At 54.5% G+C, this 16,512-nt stretch carries 17 protein-coding genes; 7 read left to right on the plus strand and 10 right to left on the minus strand.

Features of this window, described 5'->3' with window-relative positions; all coding sequences use genetic code 11:
* Window positions 1-67 precede the first annotated feature (67 nt).
* From H6G13_RS10275 to H6G13_RS10300, 6 genes are all read left to right on the plus strand, one after another.
* On the plus strand, window positions 68-1,141 hold the full coding sequence (locus H6G13_RS10275) for an Mrp/NBP35 family ATP-binding protein (protein WP_190483113.1): 1,074 nt from the start codon (window positions 68-70) through the stop codon (window positions 1,139-1,141).
* Window positions 1,138-2,403, plus strand: coding sequence for a rod shape-determining protein RodA (gene rodA, locus H6G13_RS10280; protein ID WP_190483114.1), 1,266 nt, complete (start codon window positions 1,138-1,140; stop codon window positions 2,401-2,403). The genes H6G13_RS10275 and rodA overlap by 4 nt, the downstream gene beginning before the upstream one ends.
* Window positions 2,404-2,602: 199 nt before the next feature.
* Window positions 2,603-2,794: an NAD(P)H dehydrogenase subunit NdhS gene (locus H6G13_RS10285; protein WP_190483115.1), complete on the plus strand. Its 192-nt coding sequence runs from the start codon at window positions 2,603-2,605 to the stop codon at window positions 2,792-2,794.
* A gap of 40 nt (window positions 2,795-2,834) precedes the next feature.
* Window positions 2,835-3,479 carry an HAS-barrel domain-containing protein gene (locus H6G13_RS10290; RefSeq protein WP_190483116.1) on the plus strand — a complete coding sequence of 215 codons (645 nt, stop codon included), beginning with the start codon at window positions 2,835-2,837 and terminating at the stop codon, window positions 3,477-3,479.
* A 61-nt stretch (window positions 3,480-3,540) separates the two neighbouring features.
* A complete protein-coding gene (locus H6G13_RS10295) occupies window positions 3,541-4,728 on the plus strand; it encodes an FAD-binding oxidoreductase (protein ID WP_190483117.1) in 1,188 nt (395 codons plus the stop codon).
* Between the two features lie 133 nt (window positions 4,729-4,861).
* Entirely contained in the window at window positions 4,862-5,542 is a 681-nt protein-coding gene (locus tag H6G13_RS10300; RefSeq protein ID WP_190483118.1) for a DUF305 domain-containing protein, read from the plus strand.
* A gap of 25 nt (window positions 5,543-5,567) precedes the next feature.
* Here the strand turns inward: H6G13_RS10300 and H6G13_RS10305 are convergent, their stop codons facing one another.
* The 7 genes from H6G13_RS10305 to H6G13_RS10335 form a co-directional block, all read right to left on the minus strand.
* Window positions 5,568-7,073 (minus strand): GMC family oxidoreductase, encoded by a 1,506-nt coding sequence (locus H6G13_RS10305; RefSeq protein ID WP_190483119.1) that lies wholly within the window; start codon window positions 7,071-7,073, stop codon window positions 5,568-5,570.
* A gap of 121 nt (window positions 7,074-7,194) precedes the next feature.
* On the minus strand, window positions 7,195-7,803 hold the full coding sequence (locus H6G13_RS10310; RefSeq protein ID WP_190483120.1) for a heme-copper oxidase subunit III: 609 nt from the start codon (window positions 7,801-7,803) through the stop codon (window positions 7,195-7,197).
* 40 nt (window positions 7,804-7,843) lie between these two features.
* The gene (gene ctaD / locus H6G13_RS10315) at window positions 7,844-9,523 is read right to left on the minus strand and encodes a cytochrome c oxidase subunit I (protein WP_190483121.1); all 1,680 of its coding nucleotides are present in this window, start codon (window positions 9,521-9,523) and stop codon (window positions 7,844-7,846) included.
* Between the two features lie 166 nt (window positions 9,524-9,689).
* The gene (locus H6G13_RS10320) at window positions 9,690-10,655 is read right to left on the minus strand and encodes a cytochrome c oxidase subunit II (RefSeq protein ID WP_190483122.1); all 966 of its coding nucleotides are present in this window, start codon (window positions 10,653-10,655) and stop codon (window positions 9,690-9,692) included.
* Window positions 10,656-10,681: 26 nt separating this feature from the next.
* Entirely contained in the window at window positions 10,682-11,299 is a 618-nt protein-coding gene (locus tag H6G13_RS10325) for a DUF2231 domain-containing protein (protein WP_190483123.1), read from the minus strand.
* Entirely contained in the window at window positions 11,296-11,796 is a 501-nt protein-coding gene (locus tag H6G13_RS10330; protein WP_190483124.1) for a DUF2231 domain-containing protein, read from the minus strand. The genes H6G13_RS10325 and H6G13_RS10330 overlap by 4 nt, the downstream gene beginning before the upstream one ends.
* A 506-nt stretch (window positions 11,797-12,302) precedes the next feature.
* Entirely contained in the window at window positions 12,303-13,370 is a 1,068-nt protein-coding gene (locus H6G13_RS10335) for a hypothetical protein (protein ID WP_190483125.1), read from the minus strand.
* 115 nt (window positions 13,371-13,485) lie between these two features.
* Between H6G13_RS10335 and H6G13_RS10340 the strand changes: the two genes are divergently transcribed.
* A complete protein-coding gene (locus tag H6G13_RS10340; protein WP_190483126.1) occupies window positions 13,486-14,214 on the plus strand; it encodes a hypothetical protein in 729 nt (242 codons plus the stop codon).
* A 151-nt stretch (window positions 14,215-14,365) separates the two neighbouring features.
* Here the strand turns inward: H6G13_RS10340 and H6G13_RS10345 are convergent, their stop codons facing one another.
* The 3 genes from H6G13_RS10345 to H6G13_RS10355 form a co-directional block, all read right to left on the minus strand.
* Window positions 14,366-15,067, minus strand: coding sequence for a lecithin retinol acyltransferase family protein (locus H6G13_RS10345; protein WP_190483127.1), 702 nt, complete (start codon window positions 15,065-15,067; stop codon window positions 14,366-14,368).
* A gap of 102 nt (window positions 15,068-15,169) precedes the next feature.
* A complete protein-coding gene (locus H6G13_RS10350) occupies window positions 15,170-15,592 on the minus strand; it encodes an FHA domain-containing protein (protein WP_190483128.1) in 423 nt (140 codons plus the stop codon).
* Window positions 15,593-15,657: 65 nt separating this feature from the next.
* Entirely contained in the window at window positions 15,658-16,440 is a 783-nt protein-coding gene (locus H6G13_RS10355) for an FHA domain-containing protein (protein ID WP_190483129.1), read from the minus strand.
* Window positions 16,441-16,512 lie beyond the last annotated feature (72 nt).

Raw genomic sequence — 16,512 nt, forward strand, 5'->3', positions numbered from 1 at the left:
TAAGATCAGTTAATCTCTGTAAAGTAACGACACCGCGTCTCCGTCCGGCTCGGCCCTTAACCAAACCATGAGCAATTCCCTATCTGTCGAATCTGTCCTGGAAGTGCTGCAGCCAGTCCAGGATCCTGAGCTGCAAAAGAGCCTGGTTGACCTTAATATGATCCGCAATGTAGCGATAGCAAGCGGCCAGGTGAGCTTCACCCTGGTGCTGACTACGCCCGCCTGTCCCCTGCGTGAATTTATTGTTGAAGACTGCGAAAAAGCAGTGCGGACACTGCCTGGGGTTGTTTCAGTCGATGTCGAAGTAACAGCAGAGACACCTCAGCAAAAGGCCCTCCCCGATCGCACCGGCATTGCTGGAGTCAAAAATATTGTGGCTGTCTCTAGCGGCAAGGGCGGCGTTGGCAAAAGTACCGTTGCTGTCAACATTGCTGTATCGCTGGCCCAGGCCGGAGCCAAAGTCGGATTGATTGATGCTGATATTTACGGCCCAAATGCCCCCATCATGATGGGCCTGTCAGAAGCCGAAGTGTCAGTGCGGCAGGGCAGTCAGGGCGAGGTGCTCAACCCAGTGTTTAACCACGGGGTCAAAATGGTCTCTATGGGCTTTTTGATTGAACGAGACCAGCCCGTAATCTGGCGAGGCCCTATGCTGAATGGCATCATTCGGCAGTTTCTCTACCAGGTTGAGTGGGGCGATTTAGATTACCTGATAATCGATCTCCCCCCCGGCACCGGCGATGCCCAGCTGACCTTAGCCCAGGCAGTGCCAATGGCAGGTGCAGTGATTGTAACTACGCCCCAGTCGGTAGCGCTGGCCGATGCCCGCCGGGGTCTACGCATGTTCCAGCAGCTGCAGGTGCCAGTTTTGGGCATTGTGGAAAACATGAGCTACTTCATACCACCCGACATGCCTGACAAGCAGTACGACATTTTTGGCTCCGGTGGCGGCAAAAATACTGCCCAGGAACTCGATATTCCCCTGCTGGGCTGCGTTCCCTTAGAAATGGCGGTACGCCAGGGTGGCGATCAGGGCGTGCCGATTGTGGTGGCCTCTCCCAATTCGGCCTCAGCCCAGGCACTGCGGGCAATTGCTCAGCAGGTTGCCGCTAAAGTTTCTGTTGCTGCATTAGCTTCATGATTCAAGTTTCTTCTACTTTTCAAAGACGCTGGCGATTTCTACTCCAGGGCTGGCAGGGGGTAGACTGGCTCCTGATGGGGCTGCCTGTTGCCTTGGTAGCCTTTGCCACCTTAGTCATTAGCAGCATTCAGCGCAACATGGGCACTCCAGAGCTGAGCTGGAACCATGGCTGGCTAGGCGTTCTCGGTATACTGGTGGCGCTATGGATTGCTCGACTGCGCTACGAGCATCTGCTTCAGTGGCAGTGGGTCATCTACGCTGTCACCAACGTTACGCTCCTTCTGGTGATGTTTATTGGCACCATCGGCTCTGGGGCCCAGAGTTGGATCAACGTAGGCAACCTTTATATCCAGCCCTCTGAGTTTGCCAAAATCAGCATTATCATCACCCTGGCAGCAGCACTGAGCGGCCCTAGAGCTGGTAGTTTGCTCGGCGTTGCCAAGGCCCTGGCAATCGTAGCATTGCCCTGGGGTCTGGTGTTCATTCAGCCCGATTTGGGCACCTCCCTGGTATTTGGTGCCATTACCCTGGTAATGCTCTACTGGGCAAATGTCAATCTGGGTTGGCTGTTGCTGATGGGCTCTCCTCTGGTGGCTGCGCTGCTGTTTCACTTTTCTTTGCCGGTCTGGCTACTTTGGAGCCTGGCAATGGGCATTACCGCCTGGATGACGCTGCCCTGGCGTCTGTTTAGTACAGTGATAGCAACGGCCGTCAACCTGATTGCAGGTAAGGTAGGCGACGTGTTTTGGGGGCTGCTGCACGACTATCAGAAAGACCGCCTAATCCTTTTTCTAGACCCGGATAAAGATCCGCTGGGTGGCGGTTATCACCTGATTCAGTCACGCATTGCTATTGGGGCTGGGGAGTTGTGGGGCCGGGGCTTAGGGGAGGGCACTCAAACTCAGCTGAGCTTTATTCCTGAGCAGCACACGGACTTTGTATTTTCTGCCATTGGGGAAGAGTGGGGCTTTATTGGGGCCATAGCAGTACTGGTTGTATTTTGGTTGATTTGCCTGCGCCTGGTGATCATTGCCCAGAACGCCAAGGACGACTTTGGCTCTCTGCTGGCCGTTGGGGTGCTCTCGATGATCTTGTTTCAGGTGATTGTTAATGTGGGTATGACTATTGGCCTGGCACCTATCACCGGCATTCCGCTGCCCTGGGTCAGTTACGGCCGAGCTTCTATGCTGACGAATTTTATTGCGCTGGGCATTGTTGAGTCGGTCGCTAACTATCGTCGTCGACTCAAGTTTACGGACTAGCAGCGCTGGTAGGCAGCTGTTCTCCCAGGGGAGATCAGCTCTAAAGGGCCTAGATTTTAGGGGTTGGAGACACGATGGCTTCTGAGATGGGTCTGATTCCTTAAAGAGCAGCTCTGCCGAACTTGTTGCGATCGCTCAGAAAAGATGTTCAGAAAATATACTAAATAGAAAGTCCCGTCGTTTGAGGAGCGCTATCTCAATGATTTTCCCCGGTTCTGTGGTTCGCATTACCAATGTTGACGATACCTACTACGGCTTTCAGGGGTTGGTGCAGCGCATTACGGATGGCAAAGTCGCTGTTCTGTTTGAAGGCGGCAACTGGGACAAGCTGATCAGCTTTCAGATGTCAGACTTAGAAGCCGTTGACACCTCGAAGCGCCGCAAGAAGTAGCGCTGTATTCACCAAACTCACCCTGTTAGAGGTTACGCCGATGCGTCTGCCTTTGCCCCAGTTCTCGGCTCACGCTAAGCAGCCCAATCATATCGCTGAGGTTGTCGAGACGGCTACCACTGAATTTTTGGCCCAATGCCTGGAGCCAGACACCCTCAGTTTTCCGGTCATGCCGCCGTTTGGTAGCTGGGTTAAGTCTTGGGACGATGAGTCGGGCAATCAGATTTATGGGGTGGTGTATCACGCTACAACCAGCCCCATCGACTCGGTGCACCGGGCTAGGGCCTTGGGGATGTCTCTCGATGACCTGCGAGAGCAGCAGCCGCAGATTTTTGCCATGCTTAAGACTGAGTTTCGGGTGGCGATTGTCGGCTTTCAACCGCCTAAACGGGGCGCGGTGGCTTATCAACATCTGCCGCCTCGCCCGCCTCAGGTACATCAGGCTGTGTACCGCTGTGACTCAGATGAGGTAATGGCTTTTACTGAGCAGCTTGATTTTCTTCGCACTTTGATGGATATGCCGGGGGCTCCGGTAGATGGGCTAATAGCAGCCGTGATCCGCCACTGTTATCAGCTCCGCAAACTCGATCGGGATTGGTTAGTGCAGGCCGGACGCACCCTGAGCGTGCTGCTTAAAGACGACTATGACCGCCTGCGCGTGATCTTAGGTCAGATTCATCCTTAAAGGCTGCATTATTTTGTAAGGGCATTTTTGTGCCCTTACTCTGCAACTTTAAGGAATCTAAATGCAAACCTTTGACTGGATCGTGGTCGGCAATGGTCTAGCTGGAGCAGCGTTGAGCTATGAATTGACGAAACAGGGGTTCTCGGTGCTGCTGCTGGATCAGGCCCTAGAGCCTAGCAGCGCCACTCGCTTCAGCTACGGGGGCATCCCCCACTGGTCGGGCACCACTGAGCTGACCCGGCAACTCTGCCAGGAAGGAATAGTGCGCTATGGCAGCCTGTCGGAGGAGCTAGAGGCCAATATTGAGCTGAGAGAACTGGATTTGCTGCTAACAATTTTGGCAGGGGACGATGGGGAGGGAACAGATCCTGCCAAGATCCTGGCAGCTTACACGCAATTTGAGACGCCACCCCGCTACATCACTCCCGAGGAAGCCTGCCAGATTGAACCTCAGCTTGATCCGACTGCTATAGCTGGCGCTTTGACCGTGCGCCATGGCCATGTCAATCCCCAGGCTCTAGTTGCTGCTTATAACCGGGCTTTTGCTCGGTTAGGGGGGACGTTGATCATTGCGCCCGTGACAGGTCTGGTGCGGATCAAAGATCGGGTGACTGGGGTGACGACCGCAGAGCAAGCCTATGCCGCCCAACAGGTTGCCATTGCTGCAGGGGGGGAGAGCCGAGCCCTGCTGCAAGCAGCGGGTCTTTCAGTGCCGCTCTACTACACTCAGGCCGAACTGATTGAAACACCGCCTGTTCCTTTTCGCATTCAGGCCCTCGTCATGCCTGCCGAGACCAAGCGCTTTCAGATGGAAGCTGAGGCCAGCGCTCCCGAAACCGATTCTCTCTGGGATGAGCCGGGTCATGAAATTGCCCCTGCCATTCTTGATAGTGGCGTGATTCAGTTTCAAGATGGCTCTCTGCGAATTGGTCAGATTAGCCGTGCCCTGACAGCCCCTGAGCCGGCGGTGGATGCCCTGGAGAGCGAACGGGTAATGCGCGCCACTATTACCCAGAAAATTCCTGTGCTCAAAGATGTCCCTGGTACCTGGCAGCGCTGCCGAGTGCCCTTCTGCCGGGATGGCCTGCCGCTGGTTGGCCCTGTTTCTAAAATGACCGGGCTGCATTTGTTTTCAGGCTTTAGCAGTCCCTTTGCTCTACTGCCGCCGATCGCTGTCCGGTTTGCCCAGTGGGTATCGGGACAGCCTGATTCGCTGATTGAGCAGATGCAGCCGGACAGGTTTCAGTAGCGATTGTCCTTTACCGCAGCTTTGGCTAGGTAAGGGTGTTTGCTTCTTCATGGTATTCCCTTGACCCTCCAGCTCACTAGAGACTTTATAGTAGCTATGAGCTGAAGGGAAAGTAGTTAACTAGATGAGCTTTATGGTGTCTCGTTCTCTCAATGCTTTAGGTTTGGTGCTGGGTGCGGTTGCGATCGCAACGCTGTCTTCCGCCTGTGGCGAACCCTCCCGCACGGATACTGCTATAGGTCAGATGGATCACGGAGGCCACATGGATCATGGAGGCCAGATGGATCACGGCTCGATGGATCACAGCTCGATGGATCTGGGGCCAGCCGATGCCGACTATGATTTGCGCTTCATTGATGCCATGATTCCGCACCATGAAGGCGCGGTAGAAATGGCTAGGGCCGTCCTAGAAAACTCTCAACGCCCTGAACTGAGAGAATTGGCCACTGAGATTATTGATGCCCAAGCTCAAGAAATCAGTCAAATGCAGCAGTGGCGACAGGCCTGGTATCCTCAGGTAGCCAACACGCCGATGGCCTGGCACGCTTCAGCAAAGCACATGATGCCGATGTCGCCGGAGCAGGTCAGCGCCATGCGCATGAACATGGACCTGGGAGAGGCCGATACAGAGTTTGATTTGCGCTTCATTAATGCCATGATTCCGCACCATGAGGGCGCTGTGGTCATGGCGCAAGACGCCCTACAAAAGTCTGAGCGTCCAGAAATCCAGGCCCTAGCACAGGAGATCATTGCTTCGCAGCAGGCCGAGATTGAGCAGATGCAGCAGTGGCAGCAAGCCTGGTACGGCCAGTAGCTTGAAGGGCGTCAACTTCAGGAAGCTAACCCTGCAAGCGCTGGATCAGGTGGTCACCGACACGCAGAGCATTGGCAATCACTGTCAGACCGGGGCTGATGCTTGAGCTGGAAGGGAAAAAGCTGCTGTCTACCAGATATAGATTGTCAATCTCGTGGGTGCGGCAGTTGATATCCAGTACTGAAGTGGCCGCATCTTCGCCAAAGCGACAGGTGCCGCACTGGTGGGCCACTACCTGGATAGGCATGGTGCTGCGAGGGTGGGTGCTGCGGTTAAAAGCAGAGGAGGCCGCTGATTCTACAGCCTTCAGCACATCGATCCAGCGGTACACCAACCGGTCATGGGCTTCGAAGTTGTTGGGCTCGTAGTCTAGGTGCAGCTTTTCACCTGCCAATCTGACTCGATTGTTGGGATCGGGCAGGTCCTCGGTCTGCAGCCACCAGGAGATAGAGCGAGTTGCTAGCTGCCGCAGCCCAAAGCCAGGCAGCACCTTGGCTAGACCAGAGAAAACTGGGGGAGACTCAGCAAAAATCACGTCCTGCAGAATGCCGCCCCCGTTCTGAATGTGGCCCATTGGGTAGTCGAAGTTTTCATCGCCCCAGTAAAAGTCGTTAATGTACGCCGTTCTTTGATAAGAGCCCGGTAGGGTCGAAGCACTGATCTGTACCATCACCGTGATCTGCTGCTTCATTAGGTTGCGGCCTACCAGGTCAGACCCGTTCGCCAGACCCTTGGGGTGCTTTTCGTTTTGCGATCGCAACAGCAGCGCCGCCGAATTAATCGCCCCGCAGGCCAAAACAACAATGTGCCCCAAAAACAGGTAAGCCTGATCGCCAATTTCAGCCTGCACCGCCTTAACTTCTGATCCAGAAGGATTGGTGTGTAGGGAAACTACCTTAGCCCCCGTTTTGAGCGTAACATTGGCATGATTTACGGCTGGGGTGGTGCCCGAATCCTCTGAATCGGTTCTGCCTTGATCGCCTAGCCCCAAAGGCAAATAAGCCGGATTTAGACCCTGCTTGGAGAGAAGGTCGCAGACCTGCTGAACATGAGGTTCGTGGGCCACCTCTGGAAAGGGAAAGTCTTGACTATGAGGTGGTTCGGTGGGGTCGTCGCCCGCTTTGCCGTGGACTTGGTAAAGCTGCTCCGCCTCGCTATAGTAAGGCTCAAAATCCTGATACCTCAAAGGCCAGGCCGGAGAAATGCCGTTCTGGTGCTGGACCTCTTCAAAGTCGCGATCGCGCATTCGTAGGAGGGCACCGCTGTAGACTTTGGTGTTGCCCCCAACCGAGTAGCTAGTTTGAGGAGAAAAGGGTTCGCCGTTGCGGTCGTACCACTGCTCGGGCGCGTGATATTGCTCTTTTTTAAAGACTTCTATATCTTCGAGTTCCGAACTTTCTTTAGCTAGAAATTCGCCCCGTTCCAAAATCAAGATCTTCTTACCGGTAGGGGCCAACTTTCGGGCTAACGTTCCACCGCCTGCACCCGTCCCGATAATAATGACATCGTAGTGCTGGTCATCAACAATCATGCTGATTCTCCCGTTGATGGATAGGGTTAATGATTAGCATAAACAGCTAGAAATAAGGTTTTTAGTGATTTGTTGGATCACGCTTTGCTTGACCCAACCTACAAAAATTGCTGCCTTCTCCCTACTGCCAAACGTAAATTAGGACGTACAGAACAATCCAAATCACATCAACAAAGTGCCAGAACAGAGAAGTTGCTTCTACGCCGAAATAGCCGTTGTCGTAGTTGCCAGGAACGAATGAGCGGGACAGCATTATCCCCTGCAAAATCAAACCCGTAAGCACGTGCAGCCCGTGAAATCCGGTCAGCAGGTAGAAGGTACCGCCAAAAACGCCATCCGTAAAACCAAAGGGTAAACCGCTCCACTCCACGGCCTGCCCGTAGAGGAAGTAAGCGCCCATCGCTATTGTCGTTAGCAGAAACAGGCGAAACCCCCACAGCTTCTTGTCATGCAGGTATCGCTCGGCTACATAAATGACAAAACTGCTAGAGACTAAGATGACCGTATTAATGGCAGGCTCACGGGTTTCTAACCCAGTAACGCCTGACGGGTACCAGTCAGTTATCGTCGTTTTGTAGACAACGTAGCCCACAAAGAAGCTGATAAAAATGACGCTTTCTGATAGCAGGAAGGCAATCAGACCAAACTTGCTGTTGCCTGCCTCATCATGTTCCTGTTCCTGTCTCACCTCAGCTTCGAGGTCTTGTGCGATCGCTCTTTCTGCAGTCATGGCTATACCTACCTATACCGTGTCTCGGATATCCCCTCCCCTATGCCTCGCCCAGCGCTACCGAACCCTTCGTCGCCACCAGCGGCTCATCTTTGCCATACCCATATGGCCCTGAGATGACCGTCGGAATCTCCTCAAAGTTCTCAACCGGGGGCGGTGAGGAGGTCAGCCACTCTAGCCCAATAGCTCGCCAAGGGTTGTCCCCTGCTTTTTCACCCTGAACCCAGGAACTCACCATGTTGAGGATAAAGGGCAGCACCGAGATACCCAGGAGAAACCCGCCCAGACTGGCAATCACGTTCCAAAAGGCAAACTCAGGGTCGTAAGAGGCGACCCGGCGCGGCATACCCATTAACCCTAAGGGGTGCATGGGCCAAAAGGTCAGGTTGGTGCCCAGCAGCGTTAGAGCAAAGTGCACTTTACCCAAGCCTTCGTAATACATCCGCCCGGTCATCTTGGGGAACCAGTGGTACAGACCAGCGTAGATGCCGTACACAATCGTGCCGTAGATGACGTAGTGGAAATGGCCCACTACAAAGTAGGTGTTGTTGACGTGAATATCGATCGGCACCGAGGCCAGCATGATGCCCGTAATCCCGGCGAAGACGAAATTAACGAAACCTGCGATCGCAAACAGCATCGGCGTTGTTAGCCGGATTTTGCCGCCCCAAAGGGTTGCCACCCAGCCAAAGATTTTGATGCCCGTGGGCACCCCAACCAGCATAGAGGTGACCATAAACAGAATCCGCATCCAGCTTGGGGTAGCGCTGGCAAACATATGGTGAACCCACACCGTAGCGCTGATGAAAGTAATCAGAATGGATGAAACCGCAATCACCCGGTAACCAAACAGTGGCTTACGGGCATGAACCGGAATCACCTCTGAAAAAATGCCGAAGACGGGCAGCACCATAACGTAGACCGCCGGATGAGAATAGAACCAGAAAAAATGCTGGTACAGCACCGGGTTGCCGCCCCGCTCCGGCGCGAAAAAGCTAGTACCCGCCGTGATATCCAGCAGCAGCATCACTGCGCCAGCGGTTAGAGATGGCAACCCATAGAGCTGAATCAGCTGCGCTGCCAGCACCGACCAGACAAAAGCAGGCATTCTAAACCAGCCCATGCCCGGTGCCCGCATCCGAAAGATAGTCGTGACAAAGTTCACACCACCCATAATTGAGGACACGCCCGAAATCGCCACCGCTAGGAGCCACAGCACCTGCCCATTGATCAAACTGCCAGAAGGATTTTGCAGACTAACTGGCGGGTAGGCCCACCAGCCCGACTGCGACGGCCCGCCGGGTGCTAGAAAGCTGCCAATCATCAAGACCCCGACTACCGGAATCAGCCAGAAAGACACCGCATTGAGTCTGGGGAAGGCCATATCCCTGGCCCCAATCATCAGCGGCACCAGGTAGTTTCCGATGCCCACCAGCACCGGAAACGTCCAGAGAAACAGCATGACCGAGCCATGCATCGTGAACAGTGCGTTGTAGACAGTGCGATCGATTAGATCGGCTTCGGGGGTGATCAGCTCTCCCCGCATTACCATCGAAAACAGGCCGCCGACCAGAAAAAAGAAGAACGACGTAACGATGTACTGAATGCCGATAACTTTGTGGTCAGTGCTGAAAGTAAAAAATCGCTTCCAGTTGTCCGGCGCACCTGGATAGGGTTGGGCGCGGGCGACTTCAATCGCTTCGACGGGGGCGTTGGTCATAGGAATAGAGACTAAGGGGCGGAGGGCGAAAGGCAAAAAGGAAGAGGAAAGGGAAAGGCCGAAGCCAGGAGGCAGAAGGAGAGCCGGAGGTTGGGGGACGTAAGGGAAAAGGCGAGTGAGTCAGAACGTATTTCCCCTCTGCCCTCTAGCCTCTGCCCCCCACCCCTTAAGCTGGCGGACTCTTAGGCACAGTCTGTGACGAATAATTTACGACTGGAGGGGGCGCAGGAACCACCGATGCCCAGCCCCGCAGAACTGCCGTTTGTTCAGTGGCTCTGGCATATTCAGTGGCAGCTGGGTTGTAAGCCGCAGTTAATGGCTGGGACGCCGCATCGGCTAGCCACTGCTGGTAGTCTTCGGGGGACTGCACCACCACATCGGCTTGGTTGGCAGCAAAGTAGGTGCCGCTAAAGAGGGAATCGCGCAAGCGGTACTGGCCCACTCGGGTAGGGGTAAACTCCAGCTCCATGCGATGGTTGGGAACGATATCTTGCTTGATTCGAAAGGCGGGCACGTAAAAGCCGTGGATCACGTCCTCGGAGCGAAGGGCGAGGCGGACTCGACTATTGACAGGCAGGTGTAGCTCTGTGCTGGTAACGTCTTGATCGGGATAGCGAAATACCCAGGCCCACTGTCTAGCAGTAACCTCGATTTCTTTGGGGGCAGCCTGCTGCAGCGAATCTTTGATTTCCTCTTGAGGGGTTTCGTCGAAGGGGGCGGCGTAGGCTGAGTCCATCATCTGGGGCAGGTGCAGATGCACTAGGTCTAGAGAGCCGCGCAGGTTCATTTTTTCGTAGGCGCTAAAGCTGGCAAAGGAGAGTCCCAAAACCAGCACCACTGGGACTATCGTCCAAATCACTTCCAAAGTCACGTTGCCTTCGATATGTGGGCCATCGCTAGGATCATATTTACTGACCCGGTGGAAGATGAGCGAGTAGACGACTGGGCCCAGCACGCCTAGCAGAATCGCTGTGCCCAGCCCAGTGAAAAGGCTAAACAGATCGTCAATCAGCTTTGCCTCTGCTGTCGCCTCGGGGGGAAACCAGGAATAGGACTCTTTAGCCATCCAAATACTGATAGCGATGGTAAGCCCGGCATAGATAGTCAGAGTTGCGATCGCACGAAATTTCATGAATTCAAGAAATTAGGGCAAAAAAATTAGGGAAGCAGGCTTCGGGGCAGCAAATTAGGGTCTTCGCCTACTTTGATGAGCTGATCGGCCGTAACGTGAATGCCAAACTCACCGCCTAGGTGAGCCCCCAACGTACCCTGGAGGAACATTAGGGCAAAAATTGCCAGACCTGCGCCCAGGTAAGTCCACTGCACCTGTCTGGCCATATCCTTGCGCCAGGCAAACCGCTGGAAACCTCGCCAGACGGTCATACCCACAATGAGAAATAGTAGGAGAACGCCCCCTAGACCATGCCAGACCATCGTCGGCATCGCCAGCAGGCCCCATTGACTCTTCACGTTTTGAAAAGGGTTTGACAGCAGGATTTCGTAAAATCCAGAGGCAACGGTAAAGAACGTGATCACAGCGGCCGCTACCAGGTTGTACCAGCCCACATCAAACAGGCCTGAACGGGTCACTGGAATGGCCAGATACTTAAAAACCGCTTTTTCAACCGGGAAGAAAACCCCAACGATATCAAAGGAAACTGCCACGATAAAAAGCCCCAGCGTCAAATGCACCAGGTTGGGGTGAATGGGCACGACATAGGGCAGATTGTTAGACCCTAGCTGGTCGCCTAACTGGTTTACTAAATCTGATCTCATGACAGCTTGCCTCCTCGGGTTGCCTCCACTACAGGCGCTGTATGCAGTCCATAAACCCACACCAGCACATCACCCAAATAGGTCTGAAAAAGAACCAAGATAGCCAGCAGCAAACTCAGAGCAAGGTAAGGAACCGGCAGAGTCTGACTCCCCCGTGACCGAATCACATAGCGCCATCCGGTGACAGCTGCCAAAATTCCTGACAGGGACCACCCCAATAATGTGTGCAGATTTAGCGTGGAGATGGCAGCATTGTAAGGTTCAGAGAGCCCTGCCTCAATTTGCCCAAAGATAACGGCGATGAAGATTGAAACAGTGGCAAAAACTAAGTTCCACCAGCTCACCTCAAGCAGCTTTGAATTTCGGGTAAAGTAGCCGACGATATCGCAGACAAAAGCAAACAGCACCATCGCAATCACAAAGTGGACCACGATAGGGTGAATTGTGTCGGGGTAGGGAAGATTGTGCTCGTTTAACGGTGGCAGGTACTCAAACACAGTGTTCTCCAAGACACACTTTAAGGTCAGACAGAAGAGTCGAACAGACAGATCAGCTAGGCTTTTACTTCCAGTATGTGGCGTTCGACCGGAAGGCAGGCTTTTCGCTGAAAGTTTTAAGGTTCTCAGCGCCTAGCCAGATTGCAGCTGCCCTACAGCTGCCAAGGTAACGCATAATTCTCCTGTCGAGGATTAATCATGCTGGTCTGGTTTTGGGCCATGAAGTATAGGTGTGGACTGATCTAGACAGCTTCTTAAGATTTAACAATTGCGATCCTAATCTTCCCGGAAGTTGGCAAAATCATCATTTGGAGAGATTGTCCAAAATGCAACAGGCCTTCACTAGCGAAATCCCGTTGCGCTGGTGAAGGCCCGTTGCTCTCTCCAGCGGAGGCCCCGTTACTCTCTAAAGATGTTTCAACCAACCATTCGTTAAACGTGCAAAACTACGAGCCGTAGAGGCGGGCCTAACCTCAAAGCCCGGCCCTTGGCTCCATGAATGGAGCTCAAAGCCTACCTTCATCAGAGCCACTGTCGTCGAGCAGTCGCCAGCGGATGGTGCGCGATAGGGGACTGTCGCTGTCGCCGAGCTGGATTTCCACAATTTCGCTGGTGAGCGGGGCGAGGGCGTTGAGAAGCGATCGCAAGTTGGGCGTGCTCTCACCGCTATCGACATAGACCCGTTCAGCCAACTTGTTGAGACGCTTCCAGGTGGTGTAGAGTTTGGCAGCGGTTTGCTCTAGCTGGGCCGCTTGGGTCACCATATCGGCAGTGGCGCTCAGACAGCCTACCCGCAGAGCCTCTTCTAGGGCCGTCTCTAGCTCAACGCCGCCGTCACTAATTGACTGCACCTGGTTTGCCGCCCCCAAGTATTTCGCTAGATAGCGGGCCTCCGAGGTGACCTGCTTGAGGGTTTCGATATCAGGGTTGATGGTGATTTCGGTTTTTAGGGTCTGCTGGTGCAGCTCAGGCAACTTCTCCATTTCCCGCACTAGTGGGGCTAGGTAGCGAGTGGGAATGGTGTTGTTGGCTGCTTTTTCCCGAACTTCTTCGGGCAGCAGCTCAGAGGTCATGGCCGTCCACTCATCGGAGATCTGGCGCACCTCCCGGCGGGTGATGTGGTCGCCTTTGCGGGCGGCATCGCTGACCATCTGCTGCACCTCAGGCGCAGACTGGGCCGTCTCGACAAAGGCCCGCTTACTGAACTGATTTACGTCCTGAGGCTCTAGCAGGCCTTCCTGCAGCAGCGCATCGGCACTGTCGGCCAGCTCAATCAGCGAGTAAGCCTGGCTCTTGGTAATCTCTCGGTCTTTCAGCCAGTTGAGAAAGCCGGTGCCGCGACCGTCGCCGCCCTGCCTCTCTCGGTCGCGCACCGTTCGCAAAATTCGGCCGCGCCAGATGTCGGTCTGCAGGTCGAAGCGATCGCACACCTGCCAGGCCACCTCAATCTGCCGCTTAAACTCCGGCTCAGAAATCTTTTCATCTTCCGGATCGGGTAGCTGAAAGTTCAGATCTACATCCTTCACCGGATTTCCTTGGGTCAAGTCTGCCGTGTATGGCACAGCTGGGGTCATGCTCCAGTCGCCTCAGGTCACAAGAAATCGATTATCCCACGGCAAGTCAGTTTCCCAGCAGGCAACTCACAGGCTCATATACTAGGCTTGCAGGATAAGGGGTAGGGGGCCATATATGGCACGTTCTTTTAATCCGACTTTGTTTTGGCTGCAGTGGATGCTGGGCACAGCAGTGATCTTTGCGATCGCAGTCGCCCTCTTCAACGTCTTTGGCCTGCTCAGCACTGCCATCATTCTGCTGGGCTTTTGGCAGGGCTGGCTGCTGCGCCACCGGATAGCCATCTGGCGCTGGTGGGTGATCACCCTTGGGTTTGGCATAGCTGGGTTTGGCTGCGTCATTATGCTGACGCTGTGGCTGCCGTATTATGCACCGCTGTTTTCGCTACGAAGTCTGGTGATAGGCGCGGTGATGGGCGCGATGATTGGGCTAGGTCAGGCGCTGCTGCTGCGTCGGCAAATTTCCGGCGCTTACTGGTGGGTGTTGATTAGCGCCGCTGCGGTGGCCTTTGGCGGTGGCTGGGTGATTGATCTCAACGTGAGGCAAGTCTTCAACCTGGAGGTGCCCTACACCTCAGTCATCAGCCCCATCGCGCAGGCTCTGTTGCCCAACCCAGCGATGATCCAAAGCCTGTGCCGCTACTCAGAGTTTTCCGTGTCTCCTCCGCCTAATCCCCTGCAAAGTCCAAACTGGCTCTACGACTGCCGGGCCGTGAACGTGGGAATTGCTTTTGTGAGCGGCTTGATTGGCGGGGCTATTAAGGGCGGTGGGATGGTTTGGCTGATGGGGAAGGCAGAGGGCAAAGGGATGCGGGGACAGGGGGACGCGGAGACGCAGGGAAGTTGAGATAGGGGAGGGTGGGGGAGGTGAGGAGATGGGGGCGGTAAGAGGCCGTAGCTAGATATGAGAGAAGGCGGATCCTCCATTGGGCATTCCCCTGCTCCGCATGGGAACGAGAACAACCCCAGTTTTTGGCTCACGCCACCCATTCATCCCCTCAACCCAACCGAAAGCGCTCCTCTGAAATTTCTCGGTTTCGCAATAGTGTTAGCTGCATATCAACTAGCTCGGCTAGCTGAGTCTGAAGCGCGTCTACCTGCTTTTGAGCAGCGACTTTTTTGTAGAGAGCTGCTCGGGCTAGGTCTTCTCGCTGCTTTTGCAGGGCTTTTTGGGCCACCCGCTGCCAGCTATCCACTTCCTGTTCGGTCTGCTGAGCCTGAAGGCGCAGAGTCTGATAGGCAGCAGCAATGTCACCTAGAGCTTTTTGAAACAGGGCAATGGCTTGTTCGGGGGAGCGATCTTGGGCAGTATTTTCTATCAGCCGCCGGACTTCGGGCAGCCGCAGCTGCTCCAGCCGCAGTCCAAAGTTAGCCAGCTGAGGACTTTCACTGCGTCCGGTTTTGCACCAGTTAGCAAAGTGTTCGCAGTTGTTGAAAAAGAGGTCGTAGCGGCGCTCGCCCAGGCGACTTTCAGCTCGCTCCATCACCACATCGGGCACAAAGGAGACAGGCTGCACTACCGTGTAGACGGGTTTGCCCTGGGCAAAGGTGTCGAAGTGGGTGCGGGTGACAACGGCCTCACTGCCGGTCTTGCGATAGTGAATCACCGTATTATCACCGCAGTCGATACCGTGGTGTTCATAGAGGCCGGGAATGCCGACCAATTCGCGCATTACATAAATCTGGTCGCCCCGCGCCATAGATCTTCAGCCAGTCGGGCTAAAACGTCTTAGGAGAGTCTAACGCAGCAGGACTGCTCACCGGACAGTTTGCTGCTGTTAGGGCAGTAAACTGTCCGGCTTCTAAGGGGTTAGGGCGGCTTTAAACTCGTTCTCGAACTCTACCGAGGGCGATTCTACAGTGGTAAAAGAGGCCGCTATGCGAGAGCGGTTTTCTAATAGTTCTTGGAGGGGAGATCGTTTTTCCTCGGCCATGTTGATTTGAATATTGGGACCTGATCGGGCCAAACGAATGATGATGCCGTTTTGAACAGGTGCCTCAGCAATTCGCTTACCCTCTACATAGGTGCCATTGGTGCCCAGACTTCTGATTTCCCAACCGCTGTCGACGCGGTGAATTTCTACGTGATGACGAGACACTACGGCACTGTAGAGAATGACATTGTTGTCGGTGGAGCGGCCGATGCGAATGACGGATTCCTTCTCAAAGGTCCAGTGCTGGACAGGCGTTTTGTTTAGAGGGTGAAGCAGGGAAAGAGTAATCACATTACATAAGCCAAACTAAGAAATGGCCGCTCAAGTGATCGACGCCTGAAGTTATCCTTCAAGATTCAGCCAACCTGAAAAAGAAAAGACACTTTATCTCCCTTACCCAGAGCGATACGATCGCCGGTTCGCAGCCGGTGACGGTTGCCTACAGGCAGCGGCATATTGTTAACGTAAGTGCCGTTTGAGCTGCCGACATCTTCAATATAGTAGACGTCCCCTTCTACTCGAATAGCCGCATGCGATCGCGAAACAATTTCTGAGTCGGGAAAACCAGAAACATCAATGTCAGGAGGAACGCGGTCGTTGGGTTTACCGATTCGCACCACGGTTACATTGGCTGGCAGCTCTAGCAGGGCGTTGGTCTGAATATGCAGCAGGCGAGCCTGGATTACCTGCAGTTGAGTAGTGCTGTAGGCTCCCCCCGGAGCCGGCGCTGACGGAGCCATTGTTGGTGCTGGTGCGGGTGGGGCAGGCTGAAGGTCGGGCTGGGGATCTAGTACTGGAAAGGGGTCTAGGGCCAGGTTGTCAGGCTGGGGGTCGGGCTGAGGATCGAGCTGGACGGCAGCAAAGGGAAGGGGTTCGGGCTGCACCAGGGGATCGGGGGGCGTGAGTTCGGGTACCTCTGGTGAGTTAACCTCTGATCGGGCAGGCTGGGTTGGGGTTGCGGTTTCTTGGGCTGTGGCGGTTCGTAGGTCAAAACCGCACTGGCCGCAGAAGCTAGCGTCTGCCTGGATAGAGGCCCCACAGCTGGGGCAGGTAGCTAGAACAGGCAGCGGGGTATAGCAGGCTTCGCACTGAACGGCACTGTCAGGGTTTTGGTGGCTGCAGTTGGGGCAGACAATCATGGTGTATTTTTTGATGCTGAGATCATGATACGAGAGCCAAGCATTCTTAGCTGCTGGGAATTGCCGAGAGTT

It is taken from the genome of Pseudanabaena sp. FACHB-2040 (assembly GCF_014696715.1).
In the GTDB taxonomy this organism is placed as follows: Bacteria; Cyanobacteriota; Cyanobacteriia; order Phormidesmidales; family Phormidesmidaceae; genus JACVSF01.

Coding starts and splice junctions, on each gene's coding strand:
- H6G13_RS10275 (WP_190483113.1), top strand. CDS start 68: ATGAGCAATTCCCTATCTGTCGAATCTGTCCTGGAAGTGCTGCAGCCA.
- rodA (WP_190483114.1), top strand. CDS start 1,138: ATGATTCAAGTTTCTTCTACTTTTCAAAGACGCTGGCGATTTCTACTC.
- H6G13_RS10285 (WP_190483115.1), top strand. CDS start 2,603: ATGATTTTCCCCGGTTCTGTGGTTCGCATTACCAATGTTGACGATACC.
- H6G13_RS10290 (WP_190483116.1), top strand. CDS start 2,835: ATGCGTCTGCCTTTGCCCCAGTTCTCGGCTCACGCTAAGCAGCCCAAT.
- H6G13_RS10295 (WP_190483117.1), top strand. CDS start 3,541: ATGCAAACCTTTGACTGGATCGTGGTCGGCAATGGTCTAGCTGGAGCA.
- H6G13_RS10300 (WP_190483118.1), top strand. CDS start 4,862: ATGGTGTCTCGTTCTCTCAATGCTTTAGGTTTGGTGCTGGGTGCGGTT.
- H6G13_RS10305 (WP_190483119.1), bottom strand. CDS start 7,073: ATGATTGTTGATGACCAGCACTACGATGTCATTATTATCGGGACGGGT.
- H6G13_RS10310 (WP_190483120.1), bottom strand. CDS start 7,803: ATGACTGCAGAAAGAGCGATCGCACAAGACCTCGAAGCTGAGGTGAGA.
- ctaD (WP_190483121.1), bottom strand. CDS start 9,523: ATGACCAACGCCCCCGTCGAAGCGATTGAAGTCGCCCGCGCCCAACCC.
- H6G13_RS10320 (WP_190483122.1), bottom strand. CDS start 10,655: ATGAAATTTCGTGCGATCGCAACTCTGACTATCTATGCCGGGCTTACC.
- H6G13_RS10325 (WP_190483123.1), bottom strand. CDS start 11,299: ATGAGATCAGATTTAGTAAACCAGTTAGGCGACCAGCTAGGGTCTAAC.
- H6G13_RS10335 (WP_190483125.1), bottom strand. CDS start 13,370: ATGACCCCAGCTGTGCCATACACGGCAGACTTGACCCAAGGAAATCCG.
- H6G13_RS10340 (WP_190483126.1), top strand. CDS start 13,486: ATGGCACGTTCTTTTAATCCGACTTTGTTTTGGCTGCAGTGGATGCTG.
- H6G13_RS10345 (WP_190483127.1), bottom strand. CDS start 15,067: ATGGCGCGGGGCGACCAGATTTATGTAATGCGCGAATTGGTCGGCATT.
- H6G13_RS10355 (WP_190483129.1), bottom strand. CDS start 16,440: ATGATTGTCTGCCCCAACTGCAGCCACCAAAACCCTGACAGTGCCGTT.